The following is an 18268-nucleotide window of genomic DNA, read 5'->3' as shown; positions in this document are numbered from 1 at the left end:
CGTCTACAAACAGGGTATGAAAAGATTTGTATTTTTGTGAAAGTAGATTAACCATAAAGAAAAAATAATTCTAGTCCAATTAAGATAAAACAACACTTAAATCATAAAATCTAAATTAAAAACAGCCATGATAAACTGCCTGCAACAATATAAAATCAGGACTAATAATCTTTTTTTTGGCAAAGGCCATAAGTATATTTTAAAAATTGCTGATTTGCCGATTGAAGATAAGCCCAGGGAAAAGTTGCTTAAGTTTGGGCCGGGGGTTTTAAATGTTTCTGAGCTTTTGGCGATTTTGCTTAATACCGGGTCAAAAAAAGAAGGTGTTTTGGCTTTGAGCGAAAGGATTTGCCAGGAATACGGCACTACGGCTTTGCTAAATCAAAAAGATCCAAAGAAGCTGCATGAAGAATTAAAAATTCCTCTAATTAAAGCCTGCCAAATTGTGTCTTGTTTTGAATTGGGCCGCAGATTTTTTGAAAAAGACAGGGGCAGCCTGCCTATTTTAAGAAATTCACAAGAAGTTATCGTTTATTTAAACGATTTAAAATTTTATAAAAAGGAATATTTGCGGGGTTTATATCTGGATAGCCGCAATAGATTAATCCATGACGAAGTAATTTCCATGGGCACATTAACGGCCAATATAATCCATCCTCGCGAAGTTTTAAGGCCGGCCATAGAATATTCTGCAGTTGCGTTTATTCTGGCCCACAATCATCCGTCCGGCGATCCAACTCCGTCTGAGGAAGATATAGAGATTACCCAGCAAATTTATGAGGCAGCGAAAATTTTAGGCCTTGATTTTTTGGATCATATTATAGTGGCGGAAAAAGGCTTTGCCAGCATACCTTTTAAAAATGATTAATTTTTTTAAAATCATGCGTAATTATCAAATTACTTTCCACAACCGCATTATTAGCAGCTTTAATTCCCAATTGGAAATTTCTATCCTTGAAGATGCAAGTTTAAAGAAAAAAGCGCTGGCCAGCTATCAGGCAAAGGCTTTTAAAATTTTTAATTATAGGGTAACAGAACTTTTTTCCTTAAAAAGGCCATTGACCGAAGCTGAAGAAAAGGAATTGTTTTTTATGCTGGAAAATCTGACAACAAACCATAATATTCTGAAGGCATATAAATTTTGAAAATTTTTTTATGGTAAAAAAGAAGCTAAATCATAAAAAGGCCTGGGTGGTGGCAGTTGATATGGGCTATGGGCACCAGCGGGCAGCAGAGCCTTTGCGCGTGATGGCGTATAAAGGCAAGGTTATTAATGCTAATAATTATCTCGGCATACCAGAAAGAGATAAAAAAATCTGGAATGAAAGCCGGGAATTTTATGAATGGCTGTCCAAATTTAAAAAAACACCTTTAATCGGAGGTCTGGTTTGGGATTGGTTTGATAGATTTCAGACAATTCCGAAATTTTATCCTAAACGGGATTTATCCCGCCCCAATAATCAGCTGAAATATTTTATGCATTTTATAGAAAGGGATAATTGGGGCAAACATTTGATCAGTAAGCTGGAAGAAAAACCCATGCCTTTGGTCACGACTTTTTTTGTCATAGCTTTTATGGCTGAATATTATAATTTTAGCCAGGAAATTTATTGCTTGGCCACTGATACCGACATCAGCCGCACCTGGGCATCTTTAAGTCCAGCCCAAAGCAGAATAAATTATTTTGCGCCTAACAATCGGGTTGAACAGCGATTAAAGCTTTATGGCGTAAGACCCGAGAAAATATTTTTGACAGGCTTTCCCTTGCCCACTGAAAATTTAGGCGGAGCAGATTTGCATGTTTTGAAACAAGACCTGGGACATCGCTTGTATAATCTAGATCCGCAAAAAAGATATATTAAAGCCTACACTGAAACAATCAAGGACCAGCTGGGCAAGGTTTGTTTTCCCTGCAAACATCATCCTCTAACCATTACTTTTGCAGTCGGTGGCGCAGGCGCGCAAAAAGAGATTGGCGTAGAAATTGTAAAAAGTCTGAAGCGCAGAATCATGAAAAATCAGATCAGAATAAATTTAATTGCAGGTATTCGCAACGAAGTCCATAATTATTTTAAAAACAGTGTGTATGATTTAGGCTTGGGCAAATATTGGGATAAAAATATTATTTGTACTTTTGCGCCCAATAAAGAAATTTATTTTAAAAAATTTAATCATGTTTTGCGCAGCACTGATATTCTGTGGACCAAGCCAAGTGAACTTTCTTTTTATACAGCATTAGGCCTGCCATTAATTATGACCCCGCCCATTGGCTCGCAGGAAGATTTTAACCGCAAGTGGCTGCAGACAATCGGTTCTGGCACTGATCAGGAAGAAGTCAGATACACTGACCAGTGGCTTTATGATTGGCTGGATTCCGGCTGGTTTGCTGAAGCAGCCATGGAAGGCTTTTTGGAAGCTCCTAAATTCGGTACTTATAATATTGCCAAAGTAGTAGCTCATAAATATGAAGAAGTGAAGATTAAGAGAATGTTTTTGCAATATTAATGCGAATCTACGAATACACTGCAAATTTACGAATAATTTTAGATTATTTAATATTTTTTTAGAAAACCGGGTTTTTACTCTGGTTTTTTAAATTAAAGTTTGTTTAGGATTGAGAAAACCAGGATCTTTTAAATTTTAAATAAATTTGCTATAATTAGCTTATAATAAAATTGTTAAAATTTGTATTTTTAAGATATGCATTGACATTCATGCATAATAATTTGTATATTCGTATAAAATTCGTAATTCGTAGTGTATGCAGAAATTAGCCAATTTACTTGAAGGTTTGACAAGCGCAAATGCCAAAGATCAGATTATTGTACGTGAAGGCGAAGAATTGATTCGGGTCAATATTATGACCAGCGCAATTGCTTTCATGTATGAAAAGCTCAGAACTATAGTTGACTATAAAGAGGATCACTTATTGCGTAAAAGTGCTATTTTTAGGATTTTGAAGCGAAGATTTATTGAGGGCAGTGATTATTATAAAATGAGCGAACATGTGATCAAAGAATTGATTTCCGCCCGTTATTTGGAAAATAATAAAATCCCTGAAACGAAAATCATTGAAGTAGCACAGGTGATTGAAAAATACGATTTGCTTTATTCAGGCATAAGCGAACAAAAGGGCCTGAAAGCTTCTTTGGATTTGTATGATTGGGTTTTAAATATCGCTGCCTGCGAGATTGAGGAAACAATTGTGCCGGCGAATAAAGAAAAGATTTTTGTCCGTTTTATGTATGATGAAATGAAAGAGCGGTTGGAAATTGTCAGCGAAACTATGAGTGAAGAAGAAAAGAATTTGCAGATTTTCATTGCGGTTAACCGCAGTCTGATTAAATCTGACAAGCCCATGCTGGAATTTATTATCCTGAAACTCTGGTATCCTGAATGGAAAAATGATTACACTGTTTTTTTGTCAAAATTTATTGACCAGGTTTTCGCAATTAAAGAGGAAATAGATAAGCAGATTGATCACAAAATGGCTTTTCGCCTCCTAAATTTTTGCAGACGGTATGCCACTATGATGATTATTCTGCGTGAAGTAATTTATGAAGATTTAAACAAAGCCAGGGAATATATAAATGAGCCTGGCCTTTTAGACAATAAAATCAGGGAAGTCTGCCAGGCTAAATACAGCGAAACAAAAAGAAGATTAAAAACTCAGATCTGGCGGGCGATTATCTATGTTTTTTTTACCAAGATGCTTTTGGCTTTAATTTTAGAAATCCCTTTTGACTATTATCTTTTAAAAACTTTTAGCTGGATTGCAATCGGGGTGAATATCTCTTTCCCGCCCTTACTAATGATTATTATTGCCACGACTATCCGGACACCAAGTGAAAAAAATACAATGGCCATGGTATCCGGCATTGAGGATATTTTGAGCAACAAAGAACCGGAAGTTAAGTACATACGCGAGCCAAAAAAGCGCCATTGGTTTACGCGTGGCGTATTTAACTTGGTTTATTTGATTACTTTTTTAATTCCATTTGTGCTGGTTGTCTGGTTTTTGAAAAGCATTAATTTCAGCGTTTTAAGCATACTTTTATTTTTGGCTTTTTTGAGCATTGTCAGCTTTTTCGGCGTCCGCATCAGAAATTCAGCCCGGGAGTTGGTGGTTTTGAGAAAACGGGAAAATATTATTGGCGAACTTTTTGACTTTTTGACTTTGCCTTTTATCCGCATGGGACGCTGGCTGTCATTTAATTTCTCACGCATCAATATCTTTGTTTTTATTTTTGATTTTTTGTTTGAAGCGCCTTTAAAAATAATTTTGCAGTCCATTGAAGAATGGCTGGCATTTTTTAAAGAAAAAAAAGAGGATATTGAATAATTTTTTGAATTAGGAATTACGAGATATGAACTATGAAGTTAAAAGAATAAAAAAGAGAAAAATTGAGGATATAAGTCCCGAGGAAATTGACAAATGGCGAGAGCAAATTGAAGATAAAATTAGAAATATGGGTGAAAATCCTTTATTTATCCGGGCGGCCAATGAAGTCTTGCCGGAGGATTTAGATTCGGATGCACGTAAGGAAATAGTCAGATCAATAGTCCGTGAACTACCGGATGAGATTATAGAAATGATTAAAGCAAAAGATGCAAAAAGAAATACTGGGAAAATTTTTACTAAAAAGCAGGAGAATATTATAAAAACAGGAGCCTGGGTAAATGAAATGCAAGCTGCAAAAATTGCAGCCGGCAAAGGCAGAGGTTTGCGACGCTTAACTCCCTTGCCTCCGAAAGAAAGGGCAAAGAAGAAAACCAAGGCTGAGGAAGATCAGCTTGATTTATTCGCTAAATAATAAAAATAAAAATTATGATCACCAGAGAAATTTTAGAATTAATAAATCATAAATTACAGGCGATTATTTGGTATATGATTAGCATGGGGCTGGCCTTTTTTATTTTGGCAGCAGCCATCTTGTTTTATCCTTTAATCCTGCAATATATTTTTATTCTGGCCTTCTTTATTATTTCTTTCCTGGCTTTTTTAACAGCTTTGAAAATCGGACACATCAAGAAAATATTTGATCAAGCTTTGCTTATTTTGCCCAAAAAATTTCGGGGGAGAAAATAATTTTAATTATTACAATATGGAAAAAGATGATATGTCCCGCGAAGCGGGATTCGCCTTTGGCGGACGCTCAATCGTAATTTTTTATACGCGCTCTGGCAATACCCAATTTGTAGCAGAAGAAATTGCCACTGTCTTAGGTTCGGATTTGAGGCCTCTGGTAGACAAAAAGTCGCGCCAAGGGGCATGGGGGTATTTCTGGGCAGGATTTGATGCTATTATGAAAAACAGGACCAGATTAGAAGATTTCAAGCTTGACCTGGCTCAATATGACTTAATTTTTTTAGGCACGCCAAATTGGGCTGCGAATGTACCGCCTGCAATCAGGACTTTTTTAGCCCAGAGTTATTTAACTAATAAAAAATTAGTCTTGTTCTGTACTCAGGATGGCATGGGCGCTGGCCAGGTTTTTAATAATTTACGTTTATTAGCCAAGGGCGCTGAAATTATAGATGAGAAATTTTTTAATAAAGTTAATTTGAATAAAGAGGCGATTCGTTTACAGGTTCGCGACTGGCTGAAAAAATTTGCTGTCAAAACCACAGATTAAAAATCATCCCAAAGGGACCCTTTTAGGGCTGATTACGCAGATTTCTTGGAAATTTTTATCTGTGTAATCTGTGATAAAAATCAGTGTTTAAGTCATTCATTATAAAATCTATGCCTAATCAAAAAAAGGTTTTAATTTACTCAACTCCAACCTGTCCCTTTTGCCACCAGACAAAAGATTATCTGAATGAGAAAAAAATTGTCTTTACTGATTTTGACGTAGCCACAGATTCTGCCAAGGCCCAGGAAATGATAGATAAGTCAGGCCAGATGGGCGTGCCGGTTTTGGATATTGAAGGCAAAATTATAGTGGGTTTTGACAAAGAGGCGATTGATAAGGAACTCGGACTTTAAGTGTTGCTCAGTATTTTGTAGTGTCTTAAATAGGAATTTTGGTCATTTGATTTTTCCTTGGAAAAATATATTTTTGAATCAAAAGAGCCTGAAAGGAGGTTTGCTGGAGATGGAAAGGCAAGAATTGGTCAGGAAGATTGCAGAGTTAAAAAAGTGGATAGAAGAAAACGAAAAAAACCCAGCTGTTGAACTAAAATATATAGAGGCAGCTCGGGCAATGCTTACCTTAATGGAGGAGGAGGAAAATCCAATAATATTAGAATCAGATTTTGATGAGTTCTGGTCTTCCGCAGAGGAAGAAGAATTAGATCCTGATATTTTTTCCTTTTGTGCAATTGCGCAATAATCCCCAATCATTAATTCTGCGCTTTAGGGTGCAGAATTTTTTTTGGAGGGATGGCTTCTATTTGTTTGAATAATTTTGACTTTGCATGGAGAATTTGCTATTTTCAATTCAAATAAGCACGAAAGGAGGGTAAGTAAGGATGGGAAAGCAAAAATACTCTAAGTTATCGGATTTAAAGAAGTGGCTAAAGAAAAATGAAAAAAACCCAAAGATTAAGAAGAAAGAAATCAAGACGGTAAAGCAACTGTGTGTCCTCTGGGAAAAAGCGGAGGAAAACATAGAAACTTCAAGGAAAAAACTTAAACAATTGCAATGGTGGGAAAATCATTAAAAGCATAAACAATACATTCCGCATCTTAATCTTAAGGTGCGGAATTTTTTAAAAGACCTCCCAAACTAACGGCTTTATGGCTCTATTGCTTTTCAGCTTTCTAGGTTAAATAACATTTGACATTAAAGTAAGCGTTTGTTAAATTAAAATATATGAATAAAGCTTTCCAAAATTTAGCCATTATTATTAGCATTATTATTCCAGCTCAAATGGAAGGCTTTAGTATTTGTTAAATTGAATTCAACCAGTAATATAAATCCAGCCTTCCAAAAAGAGGCTGGATTTTTTTAATATAGTTCTTTAACCAAACAAAAATCGGAGGGGAGTACAATGAAAAAGGTTGAAAAAGAGGAATTGTTTTATTGTTATTACAGAAACGGGGATAGTAAATGGCACCTTTATTATGAGGAAGGCCAGCTAAATTTGTGGCAAGCAGAACTCTATCCAGGCGGAGCCATTGTTTCCAAATTAGCAAGTGAAGCAGCTGTGGTTTCAATGTGTAAGAAACCGCCCAGAACTTTGTCTAAGCTGGAACAGAAAGGCATTACTGTCCATTTGCGAAAATTCCCCAAAAATCGCCCCGAACCATAGAGGTTTGGGGTTTTTTCTTTTGCATAAAAATGGTAAAATTAAGATGGATACTAATTTAACGAATTGGTACTAATGATACTAATAATTCAATTTATACTTTCTATTAGTATTATTCGTTATAGAATTAGTATATTAGTAACCTTATGACTAATCTAGAAATTGCTAAAATATTATCAAATATCTCCACTATTTTAGAAATCAAAGGCGAAAGCAAATTTCGCGTGATTGCTTATTCGCGCGCAGCTGAAGTCATTGCCAATTTAACCAAAGATATTGAGGACATTTATAAGGAAGGCGGAATTAAAGCTCTGGAAGAAGTGCCTGGCGTTGGAATTAGCATTGCGGAAAAGCTTGAAGAACTGATTAAAACAGGCAAGATGAAATATTATAAGGATTTAACTAGGTCTTTTCCCGAGAAAATGTTGGTTCTGACTGAGGTGCCTGGCGTAGGCCCCAAAACTGCCTTGGCTTTGTATAAAAAATTGCATATTGATAGCATCGTAAAATTGCAAAAAGCTGCCATGGCTGGCAAAATCCATAAATTGCCGCATTTTAAAGAACAGGCAGAACAGAACATTTTAAGGGGCATTAAGCAATTCGGCATTAGAACCAAAGAGAGAAACCGTATGGTTTTAACTACTGCTGGGCCGATTGCTGATGAAGTCTTATCATATATTAAAAAGTTTAAAGAAGTGAAAAAATGCAATGCAGTTGGTTCTTTGCGCCGCATGAAAGAAACAATTGGCGATATTGATATTGTAGTGGCAACTCCGCATCCGAAAAATTTGATTGAATATTTTGCCAAAGCATCCTTCATCAAAAATATTTTGTCCAAAGGAGATACTAAGATTTCCATTACTCACAAGAAGAATGTCAGAATTGATCTGGAGATTTTGCCAGAGCAGGATTATGGCTCATTGCTTCAGCATTTTACTGGTTCCAAAGAGCACAATGTGCGCTTACGCACCTGGGCAGTTGAACATAAATTAAAACTTTCAGAATATGGCATTGAGAAAAAAGGCAAATTATATCATTTTGCTGATGAGAAAAAATTCTATGAATTTTTGGGCATGCAGTATATTGAACCAGAACTGCGCGAGGATAGGGGAGAAATAGAAATGGCCTTAGCCCACAAACTTCCTAAGATAATTAGCTATAATGATTTGCTGGGCGATTTGCATTGCCATACTAAAACCAGTGATGGCACAAATACTATTGCTGAATTAGCGCAAAAAGCCATTAGTAAAAAATATAAATATTTGGGCATTTCTGACCACACTGTTGGCCTGGGCGTAGCTTCAGGGCTTTCAGACAAAGAAATTTTAAAACACAAAGCTGAGATTCAGAAAGTAAATAAAAAGTTTAAGAACATAAAATTACTAGCTGGCGCAGAAATAAATATCACTGCTTCTGGCAAATTGGATTTAAGTTCAGCCACTATAAAAAAACTAGATTATAGTATTGGCTCTGTGCATTCTGCTTTTAATCAGGATGAGGCAATAATGACCAAGAGAATAATCGCTGGCATTAAAAGCGGCATAAAAATTTTGGGCCATCCCTCAGGACGTTTAATCGGACAAAGGCAGGCCTATAATGTTGATTGGACAGAAATATTTAAGGCCTGCGCTAAATATAAAGTAGCTCTGGAAATTAATTCTTTTCCCGAGCGGTTGGATTTGAAAGATACTTTGATTAAAGACGCCTTGGCATATGGCTGTAAATTTTGCATTGATTCTGATGCTCATGCTTTGGAGCACATGGATTTAATTAAATATGGGATTGCCACGGCGCGCAGGGGATGGGCAATAAAAGGAGATGTGATTAATTCTTGGGAACTGGATATGTTGATGAAGTGGCTTAAATCCTAAATTTAATTAGTTTTGTAAAACGTAATAGGTAATATGTAATAGGGATTGGTAATTTATAAAAAATTTTAATTTTTCCATTACCGTATTTCATATTACTTATTTCTTATGTCTGCTATGTGGCTAATTTTAGCCATTTTTTTAGTTTAAATTAAATTTAACTATTGACAAAAGTTTAAATATATGGTGTTATGTCTAATTGGAGAATTTCTCCAAAATTTAGTTAAAGGAGAACAATCATGGTAGAAAGAAAGTGCCCCTGGTGCGGAAACTATTATCTCGGGACATGGTCCACCGGATGTTGCGGTTGTGGCTTTAAATTCGGCCGGGCAATAATCTCCAAGATTTGGGGATATTTACATGACTAAGCCCACACACCCTTTGGCGCGTTGCGAAGTGATATAAAATGCACATTGCGACGCGTCATTTTTATTTTTTACGGATTTTTGGTAAGATAAGGATACTTATTAATGAAACTAATTTACTAATCCGATACCTGCCTGCCGGCAGGCAGGTTAATGATACTAATATTTCATCCAATTCCAATTAGTATAATTAGTAAAATATTCGTATATTAGTAACCATATGGATTTATTTGATAAAAACTTAAACACAAATGCACCCTTGGCTGACAGGATGCGGCCTTTGAGTTTTGAGGAATTTGTCGGTCAAGAACATATTGTGGGCATTAAAACTTTATTGCGCCAGGCAATTGAAAACGATAATCTGCCTTCCATACTTTTTTGGGGTCCGCCAGGGACTGGTAAAACGACTTTGGCTAAAATAATTGCCCAAAAAACCCAGGCAGTTTTTGTGCCATTTTCAGCTGTGACAAGCGGAGTCAAAGAATTGCGTGAAACAATTAAAGCAGCGATTGAAAGGAAAAAATTCAGAGACCAGAAAACCATTTTATTTATTGATGAAATTCATCGCTGGAATAAAGCCCAACAAGACGCGCTTTTGCCTTATGTGGAAAAAGGCATTGTGACTTTAATTGGCGCCACTACTGAAAATCCTTCATTTGAAGTTAATTCAGCTTTGCTCTCTCGTTGCCGGGTTTTTGTTTTAAATTTGCTGGAACAGTCTGAATTAAAAAAAATAATATCAGGAGCCTTAGCAGATAAAGAAAAAGGCCTGGGTAATTTTAGTGTTCAGTTAAGCGATGAGGTATTGGACTTTTTAACCCAAATGGCCAATGGTGATGCCAGGACAGCCTTAAATGCTTTAGAATTTTCAGTTAATTCAATCAAGCCAGATAAAAATGGTTTAATAACCTTGGACAAAAAAATAATTGAGCAGGCCTTGCAAAAAAGTTATTTATATGACAAAGCCGGAGAACAGCATTATAATATTATTTCTGCTTTACATAAAAGTCTGCGCGGTTCTGATGCCAATGCATCTTTATATTGGTTAGGTAGAATGATTGAATCAGGTGAAGATCCGCTTTATATCGCCAGGCGCTTAATAAGATTTGCCTCAGAAGATATTGGCCTGGCAGACCCGCAAGCTTTGGTTCAGGCGGTTTCAACCTATACTGCTTGCCATTATTTGGGTTATCCAGAATGCGATGTTATTTTGGCCCAAGCCGTAGCTTATCTGGCAAAGGCGCCAAAAGATAATTCTCTTTACATTGGCTTAGGTCAGGTTAAAGCAGACATTAAAAATTTACCCAATGAACCAGTGCCATTGCATTTACGCAATGCGCCCACAAAATTAATGAAAGATTTGAATTATGGCAAAGATTATAAATATACCCCAAATTATAATAATCCAGAAGACGCTAAACAGGATTACTTGCCGGAAAAATTAAAAGACAGGATATATCTGGGACCTTGACTCAAAGCAGAAGATGTTATAATTTTATGACAACAAATAAGGAGGTGAATAATGCTAAAAATTATAAGCATTGAGCTTGAGGGATTTGAATCTGGATTTGCAACTTTGGTCAAAATCGAAACTGAAAAAGGAGAATTTAATCTGCCAGGTAATGAAGTGAAATTGAAGTTCGCAAATGATTCTGATTATATCCCTTGCTTTGTACCAGAAAACAGTACGATTGTCTATGGTGAAAAGCTATTTGCCAGGGAAGCCGCTGCTTTCTTATTGAAAATGGCGTTACCTTTGCAATCAAAAGACAATCGTTTAGCAAAGGAAGTTAACACTTTAAGTGATAACTTAGTAAGCGCAATACTCTTTTTGAAAGATGAATTAAAAATCCGAGTTTAAAAATAATAAGCGTCTGTGAGACGCTTTATTTTTTTGCCAATTTTTGTTAAACTTTAGACAGTTAAATATTTAATCTTAAATCTTAAATTTAAGCTTATGTACCTCCTTTTACGTTGGTTAATCAATGCTTTGGCAATTTTAGGCATTGCCTATTATGTGCCTGGCGTGAGCGTTTCTGGGTTTTACGCCGCTTTGATTGCTGCTTTAATCCTGGGTATTGTTAATGCCTTATTAAGGCCAATTTTAATTCTTTTGACCTTGCCAGTAAATGTTTTGACTTTGGGCTTATTCACCTTGATAATCAATGCCTTTTTATTTTGGTTTGCCAGCACGATTGTCAAAGGCTTTTCAGTCGCTGATTTCACTGCTGCTTTTTGGGGAGCATTGATAATGTGGCTAGTTTCTTGGGTTACAAACTGGCTGTTTAAAAGTTAATTCTGAATGCTCAGATCTGAGATATGAAATTTGACAGGGAAAAATTGCTTTTGCATGTTTGTTGCGCCCCATGCAGTATTTATGTGATTAACCAGCTTTTGGACAAGTTTGATTTAATGGTTTATTTTTTTAATCCTAATATCTTCCCGGAAGAAGAATATTGGCAAAGGCAATCTGAAATTAAAAAGTTTTGCCAAAGTTTGAGGATCGCCTATTTTGAAGAAGCATATAAGCCGCAGAACTGGCTGAATTTCATTAAAGGGTTTGAAAGCGAGTCTGAACGGGGAAATAGATGCGATTTGTGTTTTATTTATCGTCTGAACAATGCGGCTGAATTTGCCAGAGCTAACGACTTTGACTGGTTTTCAACCACTTTGACCATGGGTCGGCAAAAAAATTCTTTGCAGGTTTTGAATGCCGGCCGCAAAGCCGAGGCCAAATATAAAGTAAAATTTTGGGATCAGGATTTTAAAAGAAAAAATGGCGTGCAGATTTCCGACTGGCTGGCCAAGAAATTAGGACTTTATAAACAGGATTATTGTGGCTGTGTTTTCTCTAAAAAGTACTAAGTAGTAAGCATTAAGTATTAAGTGTGAGATTTTCTTAATGCTTAATACTTTATTCTTAATTCTAAACTTATGACTGATGAAAAATGGGAAGAAATAAAAGAAATGGCCAAGAAAAATTTTGAAGTGCTTGAGAATCAAGTTTATGAATTGTCTGGAGAACAAGGCGAAGGCACCAGAGAAGAATTAATCTTTAATGGGTCTTTAGGCAAGCTGAAGTTAGAATTCGTGATTAAGCCATTGGTAATTGGCAAAAAAACTCATTATTCCAAACGCATGGGGACAAGCGCAAAAGTTGATTATATTACTTCAGAAACAGAAAAAGTGCGCACTCTTAAGGCGTATAAATGGGATGAATTAGCAGATAATTGGGTGACAATTGAGACAGCGCAATTTGGATAAATTTAAAATTTAAAGTTTAAAGTTCAAAATTAAAGCATAAAATTTAAAATTTTTGATTTTGAATTGTAATTTTGCATTTTGCATTTTTAATTTTTAATTTCATAAGTATGTTTTTCTCTAAACAAATGGACAAAAAAGTAATTTATAAATATGGGATTGGCGGAGGTGTGGCTGAAATTATTTATGTTCTTTTAGTGGCGTTGCTTTTTTCCAATTTGGAAAATTTTTTGCCCACGCCCCCGGCTTTATTTGGTTTTTTCTTTTTTCTGCTCCTATTTGTTTTTAGCGCTGCTGTTTCTGGATTTTTAGTTTTAGGCTATCCGCTTTATTTGGCTATGCAAAAAAGATTTTCAGAGGCAATTATGTGCCTGCTAACTACGCTTTTGACTTTATTTTTGGGTTTTGTCATTATAATATTATTGGTCTTGCTTATTAAATAATTATATAAAATTATGGCTTATCTATGGCTTTTGATTGCTCTGGTAATTGTAATTTTGAGTTTTTTACGACAGGTCAATCAGTATGAACGGGGGGTAAAATTCACGATGGGCAGATACGCTAGCACGTGTAATCCGGGCTGGCGCTTGATTATTCCGATTTTTCAAATGATGAAAAAAGTCGATATGCGCTTGAAAGCAGTTGATGTGCCAAACCAGGAAGCAATTACCAAAGATAATGTTTCCTGCCAGATCAATGCAGTCATTTATTATCGGGTGGTGGCGGCTAATAAAGCAGTGATTGAAGTGGAAAATTTTTATTATGCTGTTTCCCAATTAGCTCAGACCACAATGAGAAATGTGGTCGGTGAAGTTACCTTGGATGAATTATTATCTCAAAGAGAACAGGTCTCACAGAAAATTAAAAGCATTGTTGATGGCATTACTGAACAATGGGGCATTAGCGTTGATTCCGTTGACTTGAAAGATATTGTTTTGCCAGAAACTATGAAGAGAACAATGGCCAAGCAGGCAGAAGCTGAACGTGAAAAGCGGGCAGTAATTATTAATTCAGAAGGCGAGGTAATCGCGGCTGAAAATCTAGCCAAAGCAGGCCAGATCTTATCCAAAAGTCCAGGCGCTTTGCATTTGAGAACCTTAAATTCCATCAATGACATTTCTTCTGACGATTCAAATACCGTGGTTTTTGCTATTCCATTGGAAGTTTTAAGGGCATTTGAAAGTTTTAAAAATAAAGAGATTGAAAAATAAATATAGACCATAAAAAACAGGGTCTTGTGCCCTGTTTTTTATTTTGTTAATTTCTGATAAAATTATAGGAGATGACTTTATTTAAACCAAAAAATAAATATGCTCAAGGCAAGAGTTTTGAAATTAGAATAAAATTTCTGGTTTACCTAATTTTTGCCCTGGGTCTTATAATCATAGGGAAATTGTTTGATTTCCAGGTGTTAAAATTTGATTTTTATGCTGCCTTAGCGTCTGACCAGCACGATATATATCAAAAGCTATTTCCTGACAGAGGGTCTATCTATCTGGAAGACAAAGAATTATCCGCCTTGACCAACCAGGAGAGTTTTTATCCTCTGGCTTTAAATAAAGATTATAACTTGGTCTATGCCCAGCCAAAATATTTAACTAAATCGCCGCAGGAAGCAGCCAAGATTTTAGCGCCGCTTTTAGAGCTGAAAGAGGAAGATTTGGCCGCAAAATTAAGCAAGCCAGATGATGTTTATGAACCGCTGAAGCATAAAGTTGATGATAGTCTGGCCGAAACAATCAAAAATTTAAATCTTGCCGGCATAAAACTTTCTAAAGAAACCTATCGGTATTATCCAGAAAAAAATATTGGCGCCAATGTCACTGGTTTTGTCGGCTTTGACCAGAATAATGAAAAAAAGGGTCAGTATGGCATTGAAGGTTATTTTGATAAAGAGCTAGCAGGCGCCCAGGGAGAGATTCAGTCAGAAAAAGATATTTCAGGCAGTTTAATTTCCGTGGCTGAACAAAAGTTTGTCAGAGCAGTTGACGGTTCAGATATTGTTTTAACCTTGGATAAAACAGTGCAATTTGAGGTTTGTTCCCAGCTTGATGAACATGCCAAGGTAATTGGCGCAGACAGCGGTTCAGCTATTGTGATGAATCCTAAGACAGGCGCAATCATTGCTATGTGTTCATATCCTGATTTTGATCCCAATGATTATGGCAAGGTTGAGGATGCAAGCGCCTACAATAATAGAGCTGTTTATGAAGCGTATGAACCCGGCTCAATTTTTAAAGCCATTACCATGGCTGCTGGTTTGGATCTGGGTGTAATTACGCCAGACACAACTTATATTGACGAAGGTTTTGAAAAAATTGATGATTTTACCATTAGAAATTATGATCATTTAGCTCATGGCAAAAATACGATGTCTGAAGTTTTACAGCACTCGTTAAATACTGGTACGATTTTTGTGGTCAGGCAAATGGACAGAAAAGATTTTAAAAGTTATGTGGAAAAATTTGGTTTTGGTGAAAAAACAGGGATTCAATTAAAATCAGAAGCAGCCGGCAATATAGATTCATTGAATAAGAAGGGTGAAATTTTTACTGCCACGGCTTCATTTGGACAGGGTATCACGGCCACGTCTTTGCAAATGGTCCAGGCTTACAGTGCGATTGCCAATGGCGGGAAAATGGTCAGTCCTTATATTGTGCAGGAAATCAAAAAATTTGATGGGACAATTATCAAAACAGAACAGCCAGCGCCAAAACAGGTTATTAGTTCCAAGACCGCTACTTTACTTACAGGCATGCTGGTTAATGTCGTGGAAAAAGGCGAGGGTACAATGGCTAAAGTGCCCGGTTACTATATTGCAGGCAAAACCGGCACTGCCCAGATTGCCGAAGGCGGAGCCTATTCTAACCGCACAAACCATTCATTCATTGGTTTTGCGCCGATTAAGGATCCGGCCTTTGTGATGATCATTAAATTTGAAAATCCGAAGAAGGGAACTTATGCCGCTACTACAACAGCGCCTCTTTTTTCCCGCTTATCAAAGTTTATTTTGGATTATTATCATGTGGTGCCGGATAAGCTTTGAGGCAATGATTTTGCTTCTGGCTTATTTTATGATAAGTTTTAAGGAATACGATTTTTAATCCTGAATGTCGACCTTCGTCGGCCATAGCCGACTTCAGTCGGCGACGGCCGAATGCCGAAATTATTTTAACAATTTTATAATTCAGCTTTCGGAATTCGGAATTATATATAAAACTATGATTAAATTATTACAAGAAATTTTAGCATTTTTCGCCAAAAAAATTATAAAAAAATACCAGCCGGAAATCATAGGTATTACAGGCAGTGTGGGTAAAACTTCGGCCAAAGAAGCTATTTATACAGTTTTGTCTGTTGCTTATAACGTCAGGCAAAACATTAAAAGTTATAATAATGAACTTGGCTTGCCACTGACTATTATTGGCGCTGAAACTGGCGGACGTTCTATTTGGAAATGGTCAAAGGTTTTTTATAAAATTTTTAAACTCTTAATTTATAAGGATCCAAATTACCCTCAGATATTAGTTTTAGAAATGGGCGCTGATAAACTGGGAGATATTGAATACCTGATAAATTTGGCTCATCCTAAAATTGGAGTATTTACAGCTGTGGCAGAAACCCATTTGCATGCTTTCAAAGACTTAAAAGGAGTTTTAAAAGAAAAAGAAAAAATTGTGACGGCTTTAAATAAGGAAGAAATTGCAATTATCAATGCTGATGATGAAAATGTCATGAGCATCAAGGATAAATTAAAATCCAGAGTTTTATCTTATGGATTTAATGAGATTGCAGATATCAAAGCAGGTGAATTATTATTTAGCGGGCTGGAACAGGATTTTTGTGAAACCCAATATCAATGGGAATGCAAAATCTGGGGCACTAGTTTTAAAGTGGCTTATAGCGGCTCAACCGTGCCGGTTTTTTTGCCTCATTCCTTTGGCAAACAGCAGGTCTATGCGGCTTTGGCTGCGATTGCGGCTGGTCTGGCTTATAAAATGAATTTAGTTGACATATCTGAAAGTTTGCGCCAATATCGGCCGCCTAAAGGCAGGATGAATTTAATTGCGGGCATAAAATATACTTTAATTATTGATGATACTTATAATTCCTCGCCGCACGCAGCCAAAGCCGCTTTGGAAGTCATGAAAATAATTGACCTGCCAGAAGGCAGAAGAAAAATTGCAGTTTTGGGCGATATGCTGGAATTAGGCGAAAGATCTGCTGCGGCGCATCGGGAGATTGGATTTAAAGTCGCTGAAGCAGGAATTGAAACATTGGTCACGGTTGGTAAAGAATCAGAAGAAACAGCAATTGCTGCCAAAGAAGCAGGCTTGCGTGAATCTCAGGTAGTAAGTTTTACTGATTCAGTTAAGGCTGGAATTTTTGTGCAAAATTTAATCCAGCCAGGTGATTTAATTTTAGTCAAAGGTTCGCAAGGTACAAGAATGGAAAATATTGTCAAAGAAATTATGGCTGAACCGCAAAAAGCCAAAGAGCTTTTAGTCAGGCAGACAGGGGAATGGCTGAACAAATGACAAATAACAAAAAACAAATAACAAAATAAATTTAAAATTAAAATTTTTAATAACAAAAGTTTTATATTTAGTGTTTGAAATTTGAGATTTTTTTTGTCTTTTATTATTTGAATTTTGGTTTTATTTTCTGCCGTCATCGTCTAGTGGTAGGACGCCAGGTTCTCATCCTGGTAACCGGGGTTCAATTCCCCGTGGCGGTACCAAGAAGAAACCGTTCGAGAGACCCGAGTGACTCGAACGGACATAATATGTATATGTTATGGATAACAAGAACAAAAACGCTATAGATATCTACAATCTTATTGCGAAAGATTATGCAGCAAAATTTGATCAGATTGAATCTGAGGATGATTTAAAATTTGATAATATTTTTTTGTCCCATCTAAAATTAGGCTCAAATATTCTTGATCTAGGCTGTGGGACTGGTTTTTCAACAGACTATTTTATCCAAAAAGGAATGAAATCCCAGGGTATAGACTTATCTACAAGCATGATTGATATCGCTAAAAAAAATTATCCAAAGCTGACGTTTTTAGTGGCGGACATGCGGGTTTTTAAGCCCAGTGAGATGATGGATGCTGTGTGGGCTGGATATTCCTTATTCCATTTTGAACAAATATATCTTGAACAAACAATTGAAAATATTAAATCATATTTGCGTCCTCATGGTATTTTGGGTCTCGTAATTCAAGGCGGCTCAGGTGAAATTGAATCGCGAGAGCCATTCTTGCCGGAAAAAACAATTTACATCCACTTGTATACCAAGGAAGAGATGATAGAAATTCTCACTATACATGGATTTGAAGTGATTGGCTCAAGTATTAATAAAGCAGCTGATTTTGAATTTCCATATGAGGGATGATTGAATTAATTCTGTTGAAAAATATGTAATATTTCGCTTGATTTGTTGGGGTTTCTGGTGATTTTAAGGGATAATTCTCGTGTATGAATTTAAAGCACGAGAAATCGTCTTGTTGCCAGG

General features: G+C 36.3%; 23 protein-coding genes and 1 tRNA gene. All 24 read left to right on the top strand.

Annotated features, from left to right (window positions below):
- Positions 1–127: 127 nt before the first annotated feature.
- The 24 genes from radC to WC460_06155 all read left to right on the top strand — a co-directional run bounded on the left by radC (position 128) and on the right by WC460_06155 (position 18148).
- Positions 128–868 carry a DNA repair protein RadC gene (gene radC, locus WC460_06270; GenBank protein MFA5188941.1) on the top strand — a complete coding sequence of 247 codons (741 nt, stop codon included), beginning with the start codon at positions 128–130 and terminating at the stop codon, positions 866–868.
- 13 nt (positions 869–881) lie between these two features.
- Positions 882–1145: a hypothetical protein gene (locus WC460_06265; protein ID MFA5188940.1), complete on the top strand. Its 264-nt coding sequence runs from the start codon at positions 882–884 to the stop codon at positions 1143–1145.
- A gap of 10 nt (positions 1146–1155) precedes the next feature.
- Positions 1156–2505: a hypothetical protein gene (locus WC460_06260; protein MFA5188939.1), complete on the top strand. Its 1350-nt coding sequence runs from the start codon at positions 1156–1158 to the stop codon at positions 2503–2505.
- Positions 2506–2761: 256 nt separating this feature from the next.
- Positions 2762–4342, top strand: coding sequence for a hypothetical protein (locus WC460_06255; protein MFA5188938.1), 1581 nt, complete (start codon positions 2762–2764; stop codon positions 4340–4342).
- A 25-nt stretch (positions 4343–4367) separates the two neighbouring features.
- Positions 4368–4814, top strand: a complete 447-nt coding sequence (locus WC460_06250; protein MFA5188937.1) for a hypothetical protein — start codon at positions 4368–4370, stop codon at positions 4812–4814.
- Positions 4815–4828: 14 nt separating this feature from the next.
- Complete coding sequence (locus tag WC460_06245; protein MFA5188936.1) at positions 4829–5089, top strand: hypothetical protein; 261 nt, start codon at positions 4829–4831, stop codon at positions 5087–5089.
- Positions 5090–5105: 16 nt separating this feature from the next.
- Positions 5106–5636 (top strand): flavodoxin, encoded by a 531-nt coding sequence (locus tag WC460_06240; GenBank protein MFA5188935.1) that lies wholly within the window; start codon positions 5106–5108, stop codon positions 5634–5636.
- Between the two features lie 110 nt (positions 5637–5746).
- A complete protein-coding gene (locus tag WC460_06235; protein ID MFA5188934.1) occupies positions 5747–5989 on the top strand; it encodes a glutaredoxin domain-containing protein in 243 nt (80 codons plus the stop codon).
- A gap of 109 nt (positions 5990–6098) precedes the next feature.
- The gene (locus WC460_06230) at positions 6099–6335 is read left to right on the top strand and encodes a hypothetical protein (GenBank protein ID MFA5188933.1); all 237 of its coding nucleotides are present in this window, start codon (positions 6099–6101) and stop codon (positions 6333–6335) included.
- Between the two features lie 139 nt (positions 6336–6474).
- Positions 6475–6666 carry a hypothetical protein gene (locus WC460_06225; protein MFA5188932.1) on the top strand — a complete coding sequence of 64 codons (192 nt, stop codon included), beginning with the start codon at positions 6475–6477 and terminating at the stop codon, positions 6664–6666.
- A gap of 330 nt (positions 6667–6996) precedes the next feature.
- Positions 6997–7257 carry a hypothetical protein gene (locus WC460_06220; GenBank protein MFA5188931.1) on the top strand — a complete coding sequence of 87 codons (261 nt, stop codon included), beginning with the start codon at positions 6997–6999 and terminating at the stop codon, positions 7255–7257.
- 143 nt (positions 7258–7400) lie between these two features.
- The gene (gene polX / locus WC460_06215) at positions 7401–9125 is read left to right on the top strand and encodes a DNA polymerase/3'-5' exonuclease PolX (protein ID MFA5188930.1); all 1725 of its coding nucleotides are present in this window, start codon (positions 7401–7403) and stop codon (positions 9123–9125) included.
- Between the two features lie 236 nt (positions 9126–9361).
- On the top strand, positions 9362–9490 hold the full coding sequence (locus WC460_06210) for a hypothetical protein (protein ID MFA5188929.1): 129 nt from the start codon (positions 9362–9364) through the stop codon (positions 9488–9490).
- A gap of 217 nt (positions 9491–9707) precedes the next feature.
- Complete coding sequence (locus WC460_06205) at positions 9708–10958, top strand: replication-associated recombination protein A (protein ID MFA5188928.1); 1251 nt, start codon at positions 9708–9710, stop codon at positions 10956–10958.
- Positions 10959–11009: 51 nt separating this feature from the next.
- A complete protein-coding gene (locus WC460_06200) occupies positions 11010–11348 on the top strand; it encodes a hypothetical protein (protein ID MFA5188927.1) in 339 nt (112 codons plus the stop codon).
- Positions 11349–11444: 96 nt separating this feature from the next.
- Positions 11445–11783, top strand: coding sequence for a phage holin family protein (locus WC460_06195; GenBank protein ID MFA5188926.1), 339 nt, complete (start codon positions 11445–11447; stop codon positions 11781–11783).
- 23 nt (positions 11784–11806) lie between these two features.
- Complete coding sequence (locus tag WC460_06190; protein ID MFA5188925.1) at positions 11807–12352, top strand: epoxyqueuosine reductase QueH; 546 nt, start codon at positions 11807–11809, stop codon at positions 12350–12352.
- Positions 12353–12421: 69 nt separating this feature from the next.
- Complete coding sequence (locus tag WC460_06185; GenBank protein ID MFA5188924.1) at positions 12422–12751, top strand: hypothetical protein; 330 nt, start codon at positions 12422–12424, stop codon at positions 12749–12751.
- A 107-nt stretch (positions 12752–12858) separates the two neighbouring features.
- On the top strand, positions 12859–13191 hold the full coding sequence (locus tag WC460_06180; GenBank protein ID MFA5188923.1) for a hypothetical protein: 333 nt from the start codon (positions 12859–12861) through the stop codon (positions 13189–13191).
- A 12-nt stretch (positions 13192–13203) separates the two neighbouring features.
- On the top strand, positions 13204–13959 hold the full coding sequence (locus WC460_06175) for a slipin family protein (protein ID MFA5188922.1): 756 nt from the start codon (positions 13204–13206) through the stop codon (positions 13957–13959).
- Between the two features lie 71 nt (positions 13960–14030).
- Positions 14031–15794 (top strand): penicillin-binding protein 2, encoded by a 1764-nt coding sequence (locus WC460_06170; protein MFA5188921.1) that lies wholly within the window; start codon positions 14031–14033, stop codon positions 15792–15794.
- Between the two features lie 175 nt (positions 15795–15969).
- Complete coding sequence (gene murF, locus WC460_06165; GenBank protein ID MFA5188920.1) at positions 15970–17286, top strand: UDP-N-acetylmuramoyl-tripeptide--D-alanyl-D-alanine ligase; 1317 nt, start codon at positions 15970–15972, stop codon at positions 17284–17286.
- Positions 17287–17415: 129 nt separating this feature from the next.
- Positions 17416–17489, top strand: a tRNA-Glu gene (locus tag WC460_06160).
- A 56-nt stretch (positions 17490–17545) separates the two neighbouring features.
- A complete protein-coding gene (locus WC460_06155) occupies positions 17546–18148 on the top strand; it encodes a class I SAM-dependent methyltransferase (GenBank protein ID MFA5188919.1) in 603 nt (200 codons plus the stop codon).
- Positions 18149–18268: the final 120 nt, after the last annotated feature.

Source organism: Patescibacteria group bacterium, assembly GCA_041651155.1.
Lineage (GTDB): Bacteria > Patescibacteriota > Patescibacteriia > CAIXNZ01 > CAIXNZ01 > JAPLYF01.
Note: the sequence above shows the minus strand (reverse complement) of the source record. Positions and strands in the feature narration are given on the sequence as shown.

Coding starts and splice junctions, on each gene's coding strand:
- radC (MFA5188941.1), top strand. CDS start 128: ATGATAAACTGCCTGCAACAATATAAAATCAGGACTAATAATCTTTTT.
- WC460_06265 (MFA5188940.1), top strand. CDS start 882: ATGCGTAATTATCAAATTACTTTCCACAACCGCATTATTAGCAGCTTT.
- WC460_06260 (MFA5188939.1), top strand. CDS start 1,156: ATGGTAAAAAAGAAGCTAAATCATAAAAAGGCCTGGGTGGTGGCAGTT.
- WC460_06255 (MFA5188938.1), top strand. CDS start 2,762: ATGCAGAAATTAGCCAATTTACTTGAAGGTTTGACAAGCGCAAATGCC.
- WC460_06250 (MFA5188937.1), top strand. CDS start 4,368: ATGAACTATGAAGTTAAAAGAATAAAAAAGAGAAAAATTGAGGATATA.
- WC460_06245 (MFA5188936.1), top strand. CDS start 4,829: ATGATCACCAGAGAAATTTTAGAATTAATAAATCATAAATTACAGGCG.
- WC460_06240 (MFA5188935.1), top strand. CDS start 5,106: ATGGAAAAAGATGATATGTCCCGCGAAGCGGGATTCGCCTTTGGCGGA.
- WC460_06235 (MFA5188934.1), top strand. CDS start 5,747: ATGCCTAATCAAAAAAAGGTTTTAATTTACTCAACTCCAACCTGTCCC.
- WC460_06230 (MFA5188933.1), top strand. CDS start 6,099: ATGGAAAGGCAAGAATTGGTCAGGAAGATTGCAGAGTTAAAAAAGTGG.
- WC460_06225 (MFA5188932.1), top strand. CDS start 6,475: ATGGGAAAGCAAAAATACTCTAAGTTATCGGATTTAAAGAAGTGGCTA.
- WC460_06220 (MFA5188931.1), top strand. CDS start 6,997: ATGAAAAAGGTTGAAAAAGAGGAATTGTTTTATTGTTATTACAGAAAC.
- polX (MFA5188930.1), top strand. CDS start 7,401: ATGACTAATCTAGAAATTGCTAAAATATTATCAAATATCTCCACTATT.
- WC460_06210 (MFA5188929.1), top strand. CDS start 9,362: ATGGTAGAAAGAAAGTGCCCCTGGTGCGGAAACTATTATCTCGGGACA.
- WC460_06205 (MFA5188928.1), top strand. CDS start 9,708: ATGGATTTATTTGATAAAAACTTAAACACAAATGCACCCTTGGCTGAC.
- WC460_06200 (MFA5188927.1), top strand. CDS start 11,010: ATGCTAAAAATTATAAGCATTGAGCTTGAGGGATTTGAATCTGGATTT.
- WC460_06195 (MFA5188926.1), top strand. CDS start 11,445: ATGTACCTCCTTTTACGTTGGTTAATCAATGCTTTGGCAATTTTAGGC.
- WC460_06190 (MFA5188925.1), top strand. CDS start 11,807: ATGAAATTTGACAGGGAAAAATTGCTTTTGCATGTTTGTTGCGCCCCA.
- WC460_06185 (MFA5188924.1), top strand. CDS start 12,422: ATGACTGATGAAAAATGGGAAGAAATAAAAGAAATGGCCAAGAAAAAT.
- WC460_06180 (MFA5188923.1), top strand. CDS start 12,859: ATGTTTTTCTCTAAACAAATGGACAAAAAAGTAATTTATAAATATGGG.
- WC460_06175 (MFA5188922.1), top strand. CDS start 13,204: ATGGCTTATCTATGGCTTTTGATTGCTCTGGTAATTGTAATTTTGAGT.
- WC460_06170 (MFA5188921.1), top strand. CDS start 14,031: ATGACTTTATTTAAACCAAAAAATAAATATGCTCAAGGCAAGAGTTTT.
- murF (MFA5188920.1), top strand. CDS start 15,970: ATGATTAAATTATTACAAGAAATTTTAGCATTTTTCGCCAAAAAAATT.
- WC460_06155 (MFA5188919.1), top strand. CDS start 17,546: ATGGATAACAAGAACAAAAACGCTATAGATATCTACAATCTTATTGCG.